13 protein-coding genes are annotated in these 12,567 nt (G+C 64.4%); 8 read left to right on the top strand and 5 right to left on the bottom strand.

The genetic code is table 11. From position 1 onward, the window contains the following. Positions 1-26 precede the first annotated feature (26 nt). Both AB3L03_RS31665 and AB3L03_RS31670 read right to left on the bottom strand, forming a co-directional pair. Positions 27-851 (bottom strand): SDR family NAD(P)-dependent oxidoreductase, encoded by an 825-nt coding sequence (locus tag AB3L03_RS31665; protein WP_368507669.1) that lies wholly within the window; start codon positions 849-851, stop codon positions 27-29. Between the two features lie 22 nt (positions 852-873). Next, a complete protein-coding gene (locus AB3L03_RS31670) occupies positions 874-1,707 on the bottom strand; it encodes a MurR/RpiR family transcriptional regulator (RefSeq protein ID WP_018455610.1) in 834 nt (277 codons plus the stop codon). Positions 1,708-1,842: 135 nt separating this feature from the next. Between AB3L03_RS31670 and AB3L03_RS31675 the strand changes: the two genes are divergently transcribed. The 7 genes from AB3L03_RS31675 to AB3L03_RS31705 all read left to right on the top strand — a co-directional run bounded on the left by AB3L03_RS31675 (position 1,843) and on the right by AB3L03_RS31705 (position 8,775). Next, the gene (locus AB3L03_RS31675; RefSeq protein WP_240544041.1) at positions 1,843-3,135 is read left to right on the top strand and encodes an ABC transporter substrate-binding protein; all 1,293 of its coding nucleotides are present in this window, start codon (positions 1,843-1,845) and stop codon (positions 3,133-3,135) included. Between the two features lie 106 nt (positions 3,136-3,241). Next, positions 3,242-4,162, top strand: coding sequence for a branched-chain amino acid ABC transporter permease (locus AB3L03_RS31680; protein ID WP_085351081.1), 921 nt, complete (start codon positions 3,242-3,244; stop codon positions 4,160-4,162). A 5-nt stretch (positions 4,163-4,167) separates the two neighbouring features. Next, positions 4,168-5,211, top strand: a complete 1,044-nt coding sequence (locus AB3L03_RS31685; RefSeq protein ID WP_368507670.1) for a branched-chain amino acid ABC transporter permease — start codon at positions 4,168-4,170, stop codon at positions 5,209-5,211. Next, the gene (locus AB3L03_RS31690; protein WP_247297322.1) at positions 5,208-5,951 is read left to right on the top strand and encodes an ABC transporter ATP-binding protein; all 744 of its coding nucleotides are present in this window, start codon (positions 5,208-5,210) and stop codon (positions 5,949-5,951) included. Before AB3L03_RS31685 ends, AB3L03_RS31690 begins: the two co-directional genes overlap by 4 nt. Further along, entirely contained in the window at positions 5,948-6,649 is a 702-nt protein-coding gene (locus AB3L03_RS31695) for an ABC transporter ATP-binding protein (protein ID WP_247297324.1), read from the top strand. The genes AB3L03_RS31690 and AB3L03_RS31695 overlap by 4 nt, the downstream gene beginning before the upstream one ends. Next, positions 6,650-7,309 carry an ATP-binding cassette domain-containing protein gene (locus tag AB3L03_RS31700; protein ID WP_085351085.1) on the top strand — a complete coding sequence of 220 codons (660 nt, stop codon included), beginning with the start codon at positions 6,650-6,652 and terminating at the stop codon, positions 7,307-7,309. A gap of 29 nt (positions 7,310-7,338) precedes the next feature. After that, positions 7,339-8,775, top strand: coding sequence for an NAD-dependent succinate-semialdehyde dehydrogenase (locus tag AB3L03_RS31705; RefSeq protein ID WP_368507671.1), 1,437 nt, complete (start codon positions 7,339-7,341; stop codon positions 8,773-8,775). A gap of 18 nt (positions 8,776-8,793) precedes the next feature. On the opposite strand, the gene AB3L03_RS31710 is transcribed toward AB3L03_RS31705, so the two are convergent. From AB3L03_RS31710 to AB3L03_RS31720, 3 genes are all read right to left on the bottom strand, one after another. After that, positions 8,794-10,152: a caspase family protein gene (locus AB3L03_RS31710; protein ID WP_204511619.1), complete on the bottom strand. Its 1,359-nt coding sequence runs from the start codon at positions 10,150-10,152 to the stop codon at positions 8,794-8,796. Positions 10,153-10,262: 110 nt separating this feature from the next. Next, entirely contained in the window at positions 10,263-10,901 is a 639-nt protein-coding gene (locus AB3L03_RS31715; protein WP_085361708.1) for a glutathione binding-like protein, read from the bottom strand. Between the two features lie 13 nt (positions 10,902-10,914). Beyond that, positions 10,915-11,508 carry a cysteine hydrolase family protein gene (locus AB3L03_RS31720; RefSeq protein ID WP_018455620.1) on the bottom strand — a complete coding sequence of 198 codons (594 nt, stop codon included), beginning with the start codon at positions 11,506-11,508 and terminating at the stop codon, positions 10,915-10,917. Positions 11,509-11,640: 132 nt separating this feature from the next. Here AB3L03_RS31720 and AB3L03_RS31725 point away from each other — a divergent pair, with 132 nt between their 5' ends. Then, on the top strand, positions 11,641-12,474 hold the full coding sequence (locus AB3L03_RS31725; protein WP_368509098.1) for a LysR family transcriptional regulator: 834 nt from the start codon (positions 11,641-11,643) through the stop codon (positions 12,472-12,474). Positions 12,475-12,567 lie beyond the last annotated feature (93 nt).

The following is a 12,567-nucleotide window of genomic DNA, read 5'->3' on the forward strand; positions in this document are numbered from 1 at the left end:
TTTCTGTTTCGCTTCGCGCGTGCGTTTTAGCCCGGCCAGCACTGCCCGCCGCCGTCGATCCGCAGCACCTGACCGGAAACGAAGGCGCCTATGGGCCCTGCGAAGAATTCGACAACGCGCGCGACCTCGTCGACGGTTGCGATCCGGTCGAGCGTGCCGGTCTCGACCATTCTGTCGGGGTCGACTGCACGCGTTCCGAGGAAGCGGCCGGTGCGGGTATCTCCGGGCGCGATGCAGTTGACGGCGACGTCGTAGGGGCGGAGCTGGTCGGCCAGGCATCGCGTGTAATGGGTCACGCCGGCCTTCGAGACCGCATAGATCGAGCCTTGGGTACGTCCCTTGAAAGCGGCGACGGAGCCAAGCGTCACGATGCGGCCGCGTCGGCGCTCCATCATGCCGCGCGCGACCGCCTGGCATGTCAGGATGGTGGAGAGCAGATTGCGCTCCAGCACCGCGCGCACGTCGGCCTCCTTGATATTCACCGCATCGTTCGGATCGGGCTTGCCGCCGCCGGCCGCGATATCGCCCCCGGCATTGTGCACGAGAATGTCGATCGGGCCGAGTGCCGCTTCGGTCTCCGCGATGACGCGTGCGATGTCCTCGCCCTTGGTGAGATCGCCGAGCACGCGCTGGCTGCGAACGCCGAATTCGCGGCCGATCTCGACGGCGACCGCGGTGAGGGTGGTGCCCTCGCCATACTCGGCCGGCCCGTTCTCGCGCATGCCGTGGATAGCGACGTCAGCGCCGAGCGCGGCAAGCTTCTCTGCAAAAGCGCGGCCGAGCCCGCGTCCCGCGCCGGTCACCAGTGCAACTTTGCCTGCCAGAAGCTTGTTGGTGTCATGCGATGTCATGATCTTGTTCCTGTTGTGAATGTCAGTCTGCGGCGAGGTCGAGGCCGATCGCCAACGCCTGCACGAGGCACATCGGTGCGACAAGCGTACGCAGCGCGGGCTCAGGCATGTCCTGGATCTCGAACACGACGCTCGCGCCCTCGACGATCGGGCTCAAAAGGCTGTCGGTGATGGAAATCGTGGGCACGCCCCGCGCGACGAGTTCAGGAAACAAGCGCGCCGTATCCGGATAGTAATTTCGGAAGCTGATCGCGACCAGCGCGTCGTCTGATGTCGCCGCGTGCGACTGCTCGTGGATGCTGCCGCCAAGGCCGTCGAGCAGGACGACGCGCCGTCCGAGCTTGCGCAGCACGTAGGCGAGGTGGATCGCAACCGGGAACGAGCCGCCCAGGCCGAGCAGATAGATGTCACGTGCCTTGGCAAGGATCGCGGTTGCGGCGTCGAGTTCGCGCGCATGGACGGATTGGCTGAGCGTGACCAGCGATGATTGCGCTTCGGACACGAAACGCGACAAGACCGCGGCCGGCTGGCGGCCGAGCACTGACTTCTCCTGGCTCTTCATGCGGGCGAGGCGCGCCTTGTAGCTTGGCGCGACGCCGGCGACGAGACGGGAGCGGAACACCTGCTGCATCTCGGTGAAGCCGCCGAACCCGAGCGCATGCGCGAAGCGAACGATCGCCGACGGCGGCACCCCTGAGCGCTGCGCCACCTCGGCCACGGTGCCGAGTGCGACATCAGTCGGGTGATCGAGCACGAACTCCGCGATCTGCTGTAACCGGCCGGACAGTGCCCGGTGCCGCTGCGCGATCGCGCCGCGCAGTTCGTCATAAGTCATGGCGCCAGCCGCCTTGTTCATCGAGTCGGATCTCCGGATCGGCCGCCTGTTTAACGGCATTTCACCATTTGGATCAAATATTCTACTTTACATAACATATGGAATGAATATTCTAATCCCACAAGAAGCAAAAGACTTCGGAAACGGGAGGACACGATGAGAGGGCGTCAGATCTCACGGCGAAGCGTTCTGAAGGGCGGCTTGATGGCGAGTGTCATCGGCGGCACCGGAAGCTTCTTTGGGCCGTGGCGGGAGAATCATGCCTGGGCGCAAGGCGCGAAACCGATCAAGCTGGGCCTGACCTGCGATGCCAGCGGTCAATACGGCAACAGCGGCCAGGATGATTTCCGCGGCATCAAGATGGCGATCGACGAGATCAACGCCAAAGGGGGCGTACTCGGGCGCCAGGTCACTTTCATCACGGCGGACACCGAGACGACGCCAGCCACGGGCAGCCGCGTCGCGGAACGTTTCATCACTCGCGAGGACTGCACCATCCTGATCGGCGCGCTGCATTCGGGCGTCGCCAACGCGATCACGCAGGTCGCCAGCAAATATGGTGTGATCTACATGAACACCAATTCCTCCGCGCCCAGCGAAGCCGGGGAGAACTGCTCGCGCGTGAAATTCGTATGGGACGGCAACGGCACCAATTTTTCCAAGGCGTCGGTCAAGAACGCGGTGGACTCCATCGGCAAGAACTGGATGCTGCTGACCAACGACTATGTCTGGGGTCACACGACGTCTGCCGCGACCAGGACGCAGGTCGAGAGCGCCGGTGGCAAGATCCTCGACAATCTGCTGGTGCCGCAGAACACGCGCGACTTTACTGCCTATCTGCTGAAGATCCAGCAGGCCAAGCCCGATGTTGTGGCGACCGCAGTTGGCGGCGACGATATCAAGGCATTGCGCGAGCAGGTGGCGCAGCTCAAGCTCGACGGCAAGCCGGCCTGGATCAACAACCAGCAGGACTGGCCCGACGTATGGGGTGCGCCTGACAGCCTGTTCGGCGTGTTCGGCACCACTTGGTATCACAAGCTGCCGCTGCCCGGCGTCGCCGAATTCGTCAAGAAGTGGCAGGCCGCCAACAAGGACGGCCCGATCCCGGTGCCGGGCAACGTCTCCTACAACGGCTACATGTCCACGCGCGAACTGCTCCGTGCGATCGAGCGGGCAGGGTCGACCAACAACGTCAAGATCATCAAGGAGCTCGAGAACCTGAAGGTCTCGGCGACCGATCGCATGCAGCATTTCGACGCCTACATGGATCCGATGACGCACCAGATGCAGCAGACGATCTATCTGGCGCGGCGCAACGCCAAGCCGGTCGACAATACCGATCTGTTCGAGATCATCAGCTGGACGGAGCCGAAATCGGCCGCCGATGATGCGGCACCCGGCAAGTGCAAGCTCACCCCCTACGAGCAGGTGCCGACCGTCGACTCCTAGAGACGGTGCGTCACATCGCAGAACGAGCGGCGCGCATCTCGCGCGCCGCGCCTCCGGGACCGTCAGCCTCCCGGATGACACATGCCAGTTGCGAGAGCCAAAAACCTTGTTCGACCTTCTTCCGCATCTCCTCAACGGCCTGACGCTCGGCCTGTTGTTCGCGCTGATCGCACTCGGCTTCATGCTCATCGTCGGGCTGATGGAGCAGATCAACCTCGCGCACGGCTCCCTGTTCGCGCTCGGGGCTTATGTCGCCATGCAGCTCACGGGGCCGCGCCCTCCATTGCCGATGGAACTTGCGAAAGCGTGGCTCGCGCTGCCGCTCGGCTGGCGCTATGCGGCGACGTTGATCATTGCTCCCGTGATCGTGAGTCTGGTCGGCATGCTGATCGAGCTCTGCATGCGGCGCACTTACGGCAAGGATCCGCTCTACGGGCTGCTCCTGACCTTCGGCGCCGCGATGGTGATCGAAGAGATGATCCGCCTGGTGTGGGGCACGCGCGACTACGTGCTGCAGGTGCCGTCCGCCATCAACGGCGGCTTCCTGTTCGGCGACCTGATCTGGTCGACCTATCGCTTCTACGCAGCGGGCATCGCGGCCGGGGTCATCGGCCTGGTCTGGCTGTTGATCGAAAAGACCTCGTTCGGTGCGACCGTCAAGGCCGGCGCGCATGACAGCGAGATCGTTCGCGCGCTCGGCATCAACCTGTCGCGGTTGCGGATGCTGGTCTTCGTGTTCGGCACGATGCTGGCCGCGATCGCGGGCATCATCGTCGCGCCGATCTGGGGCATTCGCCCGCATATGGGCGTCGATGCGGTCATTCCTGCGTTCCTGGTGATCGTGCTCGGGGGCGTCGGCAGCTTTTGGGGTGCGGTCGTGGCGGGTCTTTTGGTCGGACTGTGTGTCGGCCTTGCCGGCGCCTACGCGTCCGAATGGTCGCTGTTGTCGATGTACATCTTGCTCGTGGCCGTCGTGACGTTCCGCGCGCGCGGCCTCTGGGGCAAAAAAAGCGTGCTCGAGGCCTAAAGGGAATGATTGTGGGACCAAAATCTTCACCGGACGCTGCGCGCCTCGTGACGCCGACGATGCTGGTGCTCTGGCTCGTGCTTGCAACGGTGCCGCTCTGGATCACGCGGATCGGGCTCTATTCCTATCTCGGGATCGAGATCCTGATCTGGTCGCTCTATGCGCTCGCATTCAACCTGGTGCTGGGCACCGCCGGACTTCCGTCGTTCGGTCATGGTGCCTATTTCGGCATCGGCGCCTACGCGTTCGGTCTCTGTCAGTTCGACATCGTCGCCAATCTCTGGATATGCCTGATTGCCGCGGCCGCGGCGGCAGGTCTCGCCGGCGTGCTGGTGGCGCTGTTCATCTCGCACAGGCGCGGCATCTATTATGCCTTCATGACGATTGCCTTCGGCCAGATCTTCTGGACGTTGGCGATAAAATCGCACCGGATCACCGGCGGCGAAGACGGCCTTCTCAAGATCAAACGGTTGCCGGCCGATTTCGGGCTTGTGTCGTTCGATCTCAACGACAATGTCGCGTTCTACTATTTCGTGCTCGCCGTCTTTGCGGTCGGCACCGCCGCATTGTGGAGGCTGGTGCACTCGCCCTATGGCCGCGTGGTCGCTGCGATCAGGCAGAGCGAAGTTCGCGCGAGCCATCTCGGCTATAATGTGTGGCTCTACAAAGTCGCGATCTTTGCGCTGTCGGCCGCCGTCTCGGGGTTTGCCGGCGGATTGTTCGCCATGGCGCAGCTCGCCGCATTCCCCGACGTCATGAGCCTGCATCAATCCGGCTACGTCGTGATGATGACGCTCGTCGGCGGTGGCCTCGTCAGCTTCTGGGGTCCGGTGATTGGCGTATTTCTCTTCCTCACCGCCCGAGACGTGATCGGTGCGCTGACCAATGCCTGGATGCTCTATTTTGGTCTGCTCTTCATCGCCATCGTGCTGTTTCGCCCCGAAGGCATTGCCGGCGCGATATCCGCTGCCGTGCAGCAGCACTCACTCGGCGCCTTACGGCAGCGCGGTACCTCGGCGATGCGGCTGCTGTTCGGGAGCGGGCGATGAACATGATCGAAGCCGCGGCCGTTCATGTCCGCTTCGGCGACCGCGTCGTGCTGGAGAGCGTCGATCTCGCGGTCGCGGAGGGCGAGTTTCACGGTGTGATGGGCCCGAACGGTGCCGGCAAAACCACGTTCTTCAATGTCCTCACCGGCCGGGTGAAACCGAATCGTGGTCGAGTCCTGCTCGCCGGCGAGGATGTCACGGGCCTCAGCCCGCACCGCATCGCCGCCAAGGGCATCGCCCGCTCGTTTCAGATCATGACACTGTTCGACGAATTCTCCGCGCGTGACAACGTCATGATGGGCTTGCCCGAGTTTCGCGCCCGTGGCCACGATGTCGCGCGCGCAGCGGCGGGCGACAGCCGGCTTGCCGCGAAGGCCTCTGAATCGCTGGCGGCAGTCGGGCTTGCCGACAAAGGCGACATCCGCGCCAAGGACCTGTCCTATGGCGACCGGCGCGCGCTGGAGATCGCGGTCGCCCTGGCGCAGGCGCCCCGGGTGGTGTGCCTGGACGAGCCGACCTCCGGCCTCGGCTCCGACGGGGTGCACCGGCTCGCAGCCCTGATTGCTCGCCTGAAGGGGCGGCTGACCATCGTCGCGATCGAGCACGATATGGAGTTCCTGTTCTCGTTGGCTGACCGGATCTCGGTCATCCATTGGGGCCAGGTGGTGGCGCGCGGAACGCCACACGAACTGCAGCAGAACGAATGGGTGCGGCGCTCCAATCTCGGGAAGTTCGCATGATCCTCGAAGTGGACGCGGTCGATACCTTTTACGGCGAGACCCAGGCGCTGTTCGGCGCCTCGCTTGCCATCGAGCACGCCAAGGTGTTTGCGCTGCTCGGCCCTAACGGCGCCGGCAAGACGACCATGCTCCGCTCGATTCTGGGGCTGACGCGTCCGCGCCGCGGCTCCGTTTGTTTCGACGGTCACGACGTCACGCGCGATCCGACCCACGAGATTGCGCGCGCCGGCATCGGCTGGGTACCCGACGACCGCCGGCTGTGTCCGACATTGACGGTTGCGCGCAACCTGTCGATCGCGCAAAAGCGCACGCGCTTTCGCCACTGGAGCGTCAAGGAGGCCGCTGCGATCTTCTCACCGCTCGAATATCTCATGGAGCGCGACTGCGAAAACCTGTCGGGCGGCGAAATGCAGATGGTGGCGATCGCCCGCGCGCTGGTCGGCTCGCCGGGACTGGTGCTGTTCGACGAGCCGAGCCAGGGACTGGCGCCGAAAATCGTCGGCGACGTGCTTGCGACGATCCTGCGCATGAAGGATGAGGGTATTGCCTCACTGGTCGTGGAGCAGAACGCCGAGATCGCGCTGTCGGTCGCAGACCATGCCGCGGTGATCGATCGCGGCCGGATCGTCTGGACCGGGGAGGCCGCGGCCTTGCGCGATGACCGCGGGCTTCGTCAGCGCTTGCTGGGAGTACAATAAGTGGCCGCACCGCTGCTCGTTCTCGACGACGTTCGAAAGGTCTATACACGGGGCCGCGTGATCCGCCGACCGACATTCACGCTACAGGCAAACCTGTCGCTGGACGAACCTGATATCGTCGGTGTCGTCGGCCCGAATGGCGCCGGCAAGACGACCTTGTTCGAGATGATGACGGGCTCGAACGCCCCGACCTCCGGGCGCGTGCTGGTCGCGGGCACCGATATCCATGGTGTCAAATATCGCGAGCGCGACCGGCTCGCGATCCACTATCACCAATCCTATCAGGTCAGGCGCTTCCGGAAGCGCATTCCGTCCGCCTTCCTGGCGCCGTCGCCAACCCGGACGCCGCTGGTTCACCTGTTCGACGAACCGCAGTTCAACCTGCAGGATGGCTATATCGGCTTCATGCTCGATTTCTTCCGCAAGCTGCGCGACGAGGGTCGGCTGGTCGTGCTCTGCATGCATCCGACGGCGGCCTGGCACCTCGACATCCTTGCCGAGATCGCCGGGCGATTCCTCTTTGTGGCCGGCGGTGGGGTGACACGCATGGCCGATTTCGGCGCTCTGGTCGCCGAGCCACGCTTCCGCTCCTATCTTGGGCCGGAGATGACAAAGGCGGCGGACGCGATTTGTCACCGAGCCACTCCCATCCCGACCTAGCGCAGAAAAAGCGACCACAGGAGAATCCGTTGGCCTATTCGAACACCCAGCTTTTCATTGGCGGCAAATGGCGACCGGCCCATTCGGGCAAGGTGATCGAGGTCCGCAATCCCGCGACTGAAGAGGTGATCGGCACCGTCGCCCATGCCGGACGGTCCGACCTCGACGAGGCACTCGCCGCAGCCAGCGCCGGCTTCAAGATCTGGCGAAACGTTGCTCCCTTCGAGCGCTGCCGCATCATGCGCAAGGCGGCCGCGATCATGCGCGAGCGCAATGACGAGATCGCGCCGCTGCTCACGATGGAACAGGGCAAGACTCTTGGCGAGGCCAAGATGGAGGTGATGGCTGCCGCCGACGTGATCGAGTGGTTTGCGGAGGAAGCCAAACGCGCCTATGGCCGCCTGATCCCTGCGCGTGGGCCGGGCATCTACCAGCTCGCGATCAAGGAGCCGGTCGGCCCGGTTGCGGCGTTCACGCCCTGGAACTTTCCGATCAATCAGGTCGTGCGCAAGCTCTCCGCCGCACTCGGCGCCGGCTGCTCGATCATCGTCAAGGCCCCGGAGGAGACGCCGGCCTCGCCCGCACAGCTGATCCGCGCGTTTGCGGACGCTGGCGTGCCCGATGGCGTCATCAACCTTGTATACGGTATTCCCTCGGAGATCTCGGAATATCTCATTCCGCATCCGGTGATCCGCAAGATCTCGTTCACGGGCTCGACCCATGTCGGCAAGCAGCTCAATGCGCTCGCGGGCCTGCACATGAAGCGTGCCACCATGGAGCTCGGCGGTCATGCGCCGGCGATCGTTTTCAAGGACGCCGACGTCGCATCGGCCGCGAAAATTCTGGCGGCGGCAAAATATCGCAATGCCGGGCAGGTGTGCATCTCGCCGACGCGGATGCTGGTGCAGGATGACGTGTTCCGTGAATTCGTCGACACCTTTGTCGACAGCGCCAAGGCCTTCAAGGTCGGCAACGGCCTCGATCCCGACTCCAAAATGGGTTCGCTCGCGAATCCGCGCCGCGTCACCGCCATTGAGGACATGGTGCAGGATGCCGTCGGCAAGGGTGCAAAGCTCGAGACCGGCGGCAAACGCGTCGGCAACAAGGGCCATTTCTTCGAGCCGACCGTAGTGAGCGACGTGCCGAAGGATGCGCGCGCCATGAACGAGGAGCCGTTCGGCCCGCTCGCGCTGATTTCACGCTTCTCGTCGTTCGACGAGGTGGTCGAGGAGGCCAACCGCTTGCCGTTCGGGCTGGCGTCCTACGCCTTCACAAGCTCGGCAAAGACGGCGGCTGCGATCGGTTCGGCAGTCGAAGCCGGCATGATGTCGATCAACAGTTTTGGTCTGGCGCTGCCCGAAGTGCCGTTCGGCGGCATCAAGGATTCCGGCTACGGCTCGGAGGGCGGCACCGAGGCGATGGAGGGTTATTTCAACACCAAGTTCATCAGCCAGACGGGCGTGTGACCGGCCGGGGATGCGCAGCTAGCGTTTGACGAAAACCAGATTGCAGGCCCGCGCCTCGTTGCGCTTGCCGGTGCCGCGGGTGCGATCGAACTGCGCATCGACGGTAAAGGCGTAGGGCGAGCCGGGCGCGAGATTGTTCAGCGTGTACGCGCTCGCTCCCGTCGTGCCGCGCGCGCTCAAGGTGGTCTTGCCGTCCGCCGGGATCTGGCCGTCGATCTCGAGCCGGTTGATGTTGTTGCCCGGACCCTGCGCCTCGGCATGAAGCACGCCGTTCGTGACGGTGGCGACCAGAGGTCTGGTGAAGCCCTGCGCCTTGCCGGTGGCCAAGCAGTTCAACGTCACGTCCCAGCTGCCGTCAAAATCCTTGCTTCCGCCGCTCCGGCCGTTGCCTGACGGCGCGAGCGCCACCTTCTGCTTCAGCCCCTCGATCCGAGCTTTGGCGAGCGTGGCGAAGATGCAATTCGGGAATCTCGCGAGGTGATCCTCGAAAGCGCCCAGCGTGCCGATGCCGTCGGCAGCCTTCCAGTGTGCTTCTGCTGCTGCGCAAGGGTCAGCCCGGGGCGCGGCTTGTGGCGCCGCCGGCGCCACCGTGACCGACACCGGTCCGTTCAGGTAGAACTTGCCGATGATCGACAGCGACAGCTCCGGGAGTTGGGTCTTGCCGCTGGAATCGTAGACGTCGCTGCTGATGTCGCGAAAGACTTCGCCGATCTCCTGCGGCTCCTCGATGTGCTTCAGGAACGCCGTCGTATAGGGGCTGTTGCGGCCGCTGCCATCGGCCGCCGTCTGCCCGGACTGGGTTGAGAACGACACGATCGTGCCGCGCGGTGCTTCGACTTTCGACAGGCCCCGCCCGATCGAGGCGCCGCGCGTCATGCCGGCGGAGCGTTTCAAGGTTTCGGCCAGCGGATTGTCGCGGCAGGAATCGAGGATGAGGATGCGCAGGTTCTTGGCCTGCTGCAGGTCGTTCACGATGTCGTCCACCCGCACGAAGCGCTTCAAATCGGCTTCGTCGCTCAGCACGGCATCGACAGGCATCAGATAGTTCACGCCGTTGTACTGCATCGCATGGCCGCTGTAGTAGAACATGGCGACGTCGGCTTTGCTCGCGGCGCGCGCGAAGCGGATGGTGAGGTCCTGCATGTCAGCTTGGCGCAGGTCAATGCCCTGGAGCACCTCGAAGCCGCTGCGCTTGAGCGAGGCGGCGACGTCTTCGGCATCGTGCGACGGGTTGGGAAGCTGCGCCGTACTGGCATAGGCGCCATTGCCGATCACCAGGGCGACGCGGGTTTCCGCCGATGCCGGCGCAACGGAAAGCCAGCAGGCCAGGAGGGCAAGGCAAAGTCCGGCCGGGCAAAATCTGGAAAGAGCACGCATGAATGCCTTCCAAGGAAATGTCGAAAAATATCCCTCCAGATTAGCGCATGCCGCGCCGACATCAATGCCCTGCCGGAGCACCGCTCAGATTTCCCGGCCGTGACATCCTGTCACGCCGGGCTCGCCGCCATCGTCTTGCGGACGGCCATTTCGGTCGCAATCGCGTCCCGCACGGCCGGTCGCGCCTGCATGCGCGCGAGATAGGCCGACAACGATGGCCATTGCGCGACGTCGATTCCCGCGGGACGGAGCAACAGCAAAGCCCAGGTGAGATGGGCATCCGCGACGGTGAAGCTGTCGCCGACGAGGAATTCGCGGTCCGTCAGATGCGCGGCAGGCATCGATAATGTCTGCGCTATTCTTGCACGCGGCTTGGCGAGCGAGGCGTCGTCCTTGTACCAGAAGGTTGGAAACAGGAACGCCTTGTGGATCTCGGCCCCGACGAAACTGAGCCATTCCTGGAGCCGATACCGGTCGGGATTTCCGAAGGCGGGTGCAAGGCCCGCCTGCGGCTTTAGGTCGGCGATGTATTGCAGCACCGCGGCGCTTTCGGTCAGCCGTTCGCCATTTTCCAGCACCAGGACCGGCACCGCGCCCTTTGGGGAAACGCCGAGGAAATCGCTGCCGTCGTCCACGACCTGCTTGGTCTGGAGATGGACCGGATGATAGCGGGCCTCGATGCCCGCTTCCATCAGCGCGATGCGGCTCGCAAGCGAGCAGGCCATCGGTGAGAAATAGAGTTGCAGCATCGCCTACGCTCCTTCAGGTCAACGTCTCGGTTTGTGCGATGATCGCAAACCGGTCCGACAATTCGGCCAGGGCGACCTCGTGGATGATCCTTGCGGAGAGCGCTCCGCCGCGGCCGTCGGGAAGATCGCGTGTGGCGCAGGCATCGGCTGCGATCGTCGTGCGCAGGCCGAGGTCGAGCGCGGCGCGGGTGGTCGAGCTGATGCACATATGGGTCATGAAACCGGCCAGCACGATGTTCGTGCGTCCGGTTGCGGCCAGCCGGACTTGCAGGTCGGTGCCGGCAAAAGCGTTCGGCAGCGCTTTTTCGATCACGGCTTCGCTGGCGAGCGGCGCCACGTTCCTGACGATCGCGCCGCGCGCGGCCTCGCGGTCGAACAGGCTGCCGGCACGTCCCTTGTGCGCGATATGGAAGATCGCAGCGCCGCTCGCCCTCGCGCGGGCGAGCAGGCGCGCGGCGGCGGCGATTGCGGGCTCCGCGTCCGGCAAGGCGAGCGGCCCGGCGCAATATTCGTTCTGGATGTCGATTAGCACGAGGCAGGAATCGGCGAGCCTGGGCGGAGTGAGATCGGCGCCGGACAATTCAAGCAGGGTTTTTGGGGCGGTCATGCGGGTCGGGCCTTCCTAAGGCATATCGGATGGCGCCACAGTAGCGCGGCGGCGGCCTGCCAATGTGCAGGACTATTGCAGCATATGGCTGCAAATTTGCAGGAGCCCGTCGTGCCTGCTAGGCTCATCGCCATGAACTGGGACGATCTGCGCATCATCGCCGCGGTCAGGGACGAGGGCACCTATGCCGGCGCCAGCGCGCGGCTGCGCATCGACGAGACCACCGTCGGCCGCAGGCTCGCGCGCATCCAGCGCGATCTCGGCGTGCCGCTGTTCGATGCGGTGGACGGCCAGCGCCGGCCGACGCGGAGTTGCGAGGCGGTGCTGGCGCATGTCGAGGCGATGGCCGCACATGCCGCCGAGATCGGTCGCGTCGGCGAGAGTCTTGCAGGCCCGGTGGGACGCCTGCGTATCGCCTCCACCAACACGGTTGCCGAGGAGGTTCTGTCGCCGCGCGCGAGCGACTTCCTGCGCGCCAATTCCGGCCTGACGCTGCAATTCCTCACCTCGAGCGAGAACGTCAAGTTCTCGCGCTGGGAAGCCGATCTCGCTATCCGGCTGCGCAAGCCCGACAAGGGCGACTTCGCGATCTCCAGGCTCGGTGACGTCAAGCTCTATTATTTTGAGCCTGTCACGACCGAAGGCGAGCCGGTGCTGTGCGCCTATCCGGACGAACTCGGTGCCATTCCCGAGATGCAATTCCTGCGTATGAAGCAAGCCCACGCGCGCTGCGTTACCGACAACGTTCGCGTCATCCGTAACCTGATCCGCGCGCATCAGGCCGCCGGCGTGTTGCCGGAGCACGTCTGCGCGGACTTACTCGGCGATCGCCGCCTGCGCGCCACGCTGCTGCCTGGGCGCCGCGACGTCTGGCTGCTGGTGCAGAACCATCTCAAGCGCGATCCGGCGACGCGGCTCACCATCGAATGGATCCGCCGCTGCTTCAGCGATCTCACGCGCGGTTGATTGCGACCCGTGAACGCGATCCGCGCGCGCGCGACCAAGTTATGGGATTGCGTACGCGCGAGGGTTGCGTAATCTCGCGACGACTACGGGCTT

The sequence above is a fragment of the Bradyrhizobium lupini genome, assembly GCF_040939785.1.
Classification (GTDB): Bacteria; Pseudomonadota; Alphaproteobacteria; order Rhizobiales; family Xanthobacteraceae; genus Bradyrhizobium; species Bradyrhizobium canariense_D.

What these genes read in the sequence shown, in the direction of transcription:
- AB3L03_RS31725 (WP_368509098.1), top strand. Translation starts at nt 11,641, where the DNA reads ATGAACTGGGACGATCTGCGCATCATCGCCGCGGTCAGGGACGAGGGC.
- AB3L03_RS31670 (WP_018455610.1), bottom strand. Translation starts at nt 1,707, where the DNA reads ATGAACAAGGCGGCTGGCGCCATGACTTATGACGAACTGCGCGGCGCG.
- AB3L03_RS31695 (WP_247297324.1), top strand. Translation starts at nt 5,948, where the DNA reads ATGATCCTCGAAGTGGACGCGGTCGATACCTTTTACGGCGAGACCCAG.
- AB3L03_RS31715 (WP_085361708.1), bottom strand. Translation starts at nt 10,901, where the DNA reads ATGCTGCAACTCTATTTCTCACCGATGGCCTGCTCGCTTGCGAGCCGC.
- AB3L03_RS31665 (WP_368507669.1), bottom strand. Translation starts at nt 851, where the DNA reads ATGACATCGCATGACACCAACAAGCTTCTGGCAGGCAAAGTTGCACTG.
- AB3L03_RS31675 (WP_240544041.1), top strand. Translation starts at nt 1,843, where the DNA reads ATGAGAGGGCGTCAGATCTCACGGCGAAGCGTTCTGAAGGGCGGCTTG.
- AB3L03_RS31720 (WP_018455620.1), bottom strand. Translation starts at nt 11,508, where the DNA reads ATGACCGCCCCAAAAACCCTGCTTGAATTGTCCGGCGCCGATCTCACT.
- AB3L03_RS31710 (WP_204511619.1), bottom strand. Translation starts at nt 10,152, where the DNA reads ATGCGTGCTCTTTCCAGATTTTGCCCGGCCGGACTTTGCCTTGCCCTC.
- AB3L03_RS31685 (WP_368507670.1), top strand. Translation starts at nt 4,168, where the DNA reads ATGATTGTGGGACCAAAATCTTCACCGGACGCTGCGCGCCTCGTGACG.
- AB3L03_RS31690 (WP_247297322.1), top strand. Translation starts at nt 5,208, where the DNA reads ATGAACATGATCGAAGCCGCGGCCGTTCATGTCCGCTTCGGCGACCGC.